4 protein-coding genes and 1 tRNA gene are annotated in these 3,636 nt (G+C 39.0%); 1 reads left to right on the top strand and 4 read right to left on the bottom strand.

Annotation, left to right across the window (positions count from 1 at the left end; all coding sequences use genetic code 11):
• Positions 1-38: 38 nt before the first annotated feature.
• Positions 39-1,061, top strand: a complete 1,023-nt coding sequence (locus VB797_RS34800) for a hypothetical protein (protein WP_323242365.1) — start codon at positions 39-41, stop codon at positions 1,059-1,061.
• 196 nt (positions 1,062-1,257) lie between these two features.
• Here VB797_RS34800 and VB797_RS34795 read toward each other — a convergent pair.
• The 4 genes from VB797_RS34795 to VB797_RS34780 form a co-directional block, all read right to left on the bottom strand.
• Positions 1,258-1,329: transfer RNA gene (locus tag VB797_RS34795), tRNA-Asn, on the bottom strand.
• Between the two features lie 150 nt (positions 1,330-1,479).
• Positions 1,480-2,031 (bottom strand): NYN domain-containing protein, encoded by a 552-nt coding sequence (locus VB797_RS34790; protein WP_323242364.1) that lies wholly within the window; start codon positions 2,029-2,031, stop codon positions 1,480-1,482.
• Between the two features lie 235 nt (positions 2,032-2,266).
• Complete coding sequence (locus VB797_RS34785; protein ID WP_323242363.1) at positions 2,267-2,944, bottom strand: ABC transporter ATP-binding protein; 678 nt, start codon at positions 2,942-2,944, stop codon at positions 2,267-2,269.
• A gap of 15 nt (positions 2,945-2,959) precedes the next feature.
• Positions 2,960-3,232 (bottom strand): hypothetical protein, encoded by a 273-nt coding sequence (locus tag VB797_RS34780; RefSeq protein ID WP_323242362.1) that lies wholly within the window; start codon positions 3,230-3,232, stop codon positions 2,960-2,962.
• Positions 3,233-3,636 lie beyond the last annotated feature (404 nt).

Genomic DNA, 3,636 nt, shown 5'->3' with positions numbered 1-3,636 from the left:
TCACCCATAACGAAATTAATAATTAACAGGAGTCGAATATGGAATTGATAACGCGAAGACGTTTTGGTAAGATTGCGATCGCTTCTGGTGCTACGGTGGCGATCGGTGGTTTAATCAGCAAAACTGTTGCTCAAACTCCGGGAGTTGTTATTTTAGGTGTAACTCCCGGTAAAGTTGCTACAAATACTTCTGACCTAGTGGATTCAGATAGTATAGCTGAATCGGAAAATGATGAAATTTCTAGTGTTGAAGACGATGCTAATCTAAAAAGACCAGTTGTGATTACGTCTTTCAATGTCTCCAACGGTCAAACTAAAACTGTTAAAAAAACCAAACCAATTTTAGGACGAGGGGAACAACTAAGTGGTTTCGCAGTTTCTAAGAAAGGTGCTTTGATAGTTGCGACTACTGCAACCGCTTCAGATAAAAACATCTCCAATCGTTTGTTATCTATCAACGGAGACTCTGTAGAAACTAAAGAAGTCTCTGGAATTGCCAAAGATGAGTCTCTAGAGTTGATAAAACTACCCGATGGCTCTATCGCTGGGGTAGTTAAAAACAAAAACGGAACCGGAAGCAGAAAAATTGTTGATGTCGATTCCGAAAGTGGAGTAGTCAAGAAGAGAACTGCACCGACTAAAGTTCCTAAAAAACAAACAGAGACGCAAGTTAATAATACAACCGCAGTAAAGCCAGGAGCTAACACCCAAGTAGAAGCAGAAGTTCCTAGTATAGAAATTCCTAGCGAACTACCTGCGGACAAAGAATACCAAAATGTAGTTATCTGTGCTGATGGGAATCGCTATGCATTTTTAACTGACTTCCAAGGTGATACGAGTTTTGTGAATATAACAACAGGTAAGACAATACCAGTAACCTTTGAAGGTGGAGTTTGGAACAACGGTTTTAGCGGTTTAGTTTGTGCGGATAACAACGAATTATACGCTTTAGGTGGTCGTAGATACGAAACCCCCAAATTCCTACACCTTGTAGATAAAGCAACAGGAAGCCTCAAGCGATTGGGAGCTTTTGATGTAGCGACCATTGCTATTGGGCAATAACTTTGATCCTACGGATACAAGAAGACGCGGAGACAGGGAATTTCTTCTCACCGCGTCTTTGAATTTTTTATATCGCTCTAACTTTTTGCTTCAAAGCAATTTATCTTTCACCGATGCCCTAATTACCAATAACTCTTATCAATAAATGAATCAGAAGCTAAAAGCAACCAGCGACAAAATATGAAATTAATTTAAACTCCCCAGGCAAGATTCGAACTTGCGACCAATCGGTTAACAGCCGACCGCTCTACCACTGAGCTACTGAGGACTACGATTAAACATCTTAAAGCCAAAAACAGAATTTGGCAAGTAGCTTTATCAACTTTTTTTTAAAATTTTGATCTTGTACCAACAAATAGCGGTATTCAATCAATCTCTATAGTTAATAGATGCTCTTATCGCGCTTATTAACGAGTATTCACTTCAAACCCATTCGTAATTCAGCCAAACGTTGCCGCGATTTAGCATCAATAGAATTAGCTAGAAGTCTACCATTAGTTTTTTTGCGCGATTTATATTTTTGTCGAACGCGACAAACAGTAGTATCTATTTCACAACAGAGTTGTTGTGCAGATATCCACTCCGCTCCATACCCCTGTACAGTTAACTGTTGCGCTCGGTCTGAGGTGGCAACAACTACGCGAGATAATAGCCGTTGAGCTACTTTGTGGCGCAATGAGGCACAGAGTTTTTCGATGTACGTGTCTGCTGTTTGCCCAAAATCTGTGTAAAAAGCTGTGACAAGCTTTGTGACAACTTCTTCATTGCTACAGTTTCTTTGAAAATGAGCATCGAACACTGCTTGAGTTTGATAGCCCGTAAATGCACTGTAACTAACTAAAGCTTCGAGCAACTCATTGCGTGCAGCCTCTAATCCGACGTTTTCGCAAGTTTTCTTTAAACAAGACCAAGCGCCAATTATGTTATAACCGTCTACTAATAAAACGGCTGGGGGAAATGGAGAAGACATGGTTATCAATCACAGTATTCTAGATTTTACAAATTTCATTCATAACTCTTATAATAGTTCAAACAATATTTGTAACACTATGTTACATAAGCCAAAATTCCAATAATATTACAAAACTATTATTAATAAAGGATAAAGGACAAAAAAATAAGCGCGTTCAAAGTAAACACGCTTATTTTTTGACAATTTGTAATTAATTTATTACTTAAGAGAGAAGACGTGAAGAAAGAAAATATTAATTAATTCCTCCCTGCAATTCCATCAAAAGTTGTTTGAGACGCGCAGGCTCTCCTTTATCAATTAAAACGCCTTGTTCGAGTAGAAATGCACCATCACAGTAATTCAATTCATCGAGACGATGTGTTACCCAAAGGGCTGTAATACCTCGACTTTTAACTAAATTACGGACACCAGCGACCAATTCTAATTGGCTGTCTGGGTCAAGTAATGCGGTTGGTTCGTCTAACAACAACAACGCACAACGACGAGCGATCGCACCTGCAATAGCTACCCGCTGTTTTTGTCCGCCACTTAAAGCATAAATCGGACGACGTTGCAGTGAAAGTAAATTTACCGCACTCAGCGCTTCTGCTACTCTTTCCCGAACTTGCTCGTATGGTAACTTTTCTTGTACTAACCCAAAAGCCACATCAGCACCAACGGTAGGCATTACTAATTGGTGATCTGGGTTTTGAAAGACAAAACCAACGGGATGCAAAACCTTAATTTCACCACTTTTAGGAGTTAGTAGCCCTGCTATTAGTCTAAGTAGAGTTGACTTCCCGCTACCATTTGTACCCAGGAGCATCCAAAATTCACCGTTAGGTACTTCTAAGGAGCAAGATTTAATTACCTGCGTTCCATTCGACCAGTCAAAGTTTAAATCTTTTACGGAGATACCTACTTCTGCCATTTCTATGCCACTTCTCTACTCTGAAGCTAAAGCAAAGAAACCAGGTGGTTTACCGCTTCCACCCGCTGCACCATCTCTTTGAGTCATCTGTATCCCAGAAACTTCATGAACGCGAATAGCAATTTTTTTCTCGACCTTACCTTCACAGTCAAGTTCTATAATTTCTGGATTGCCAGAACGCATTGCTGATAAAACTAGCTGATAGGCAGCTTCAGCATCTTCTTTAGTCTTGCGTTGAACCGATACGGGGAAAGCTGTATTTCTTAGTGCTAAATCGATAGTAAACATGGAACCTTAATTAAATTTAACTATTTTGTCTAATTTTAGCGTCAGCCTTACATTAACAGTAGACGGTCAAAAATGAGAATCATAGTTTGCGAAATATTAAAAAAAAATTAACGATTGACCACTTGTAATTATTCCCTGGTATTAGGTTCTCCGCATACCAGAGCATTCAGGTAGAGTCGCAAAAAAAAATCGGTAAATTTGAAAACATACTGGAAAAATTACCTATTGTTATTTACAATAAGATTAGAGACAGTAAAAAATTGTAAACTAGATTGACAATCTATTTGCTTTTCTGTATGAGGGCGGTAATGAGATGCCAACCTCATTGAAAAAAAACTGTAATTATAACGATTTGGAGATTCAATCTCATGACTATCGCAGTTGGACGCGCCCCTAGCACTAGA

The sequence above is a fragment of the Rivularia sp. UHCC 0363 genome (genome assembly GCF_034931125.1).
Classification (GTDB): Bacteria; Cyanobacteriota; Cyanobacteriia; order Cyanobacteriales; family Nostocaceae; genus Rivularia.
This window is presented reverse-complemented; position numbering and strand designations above follow the sequence as displayed.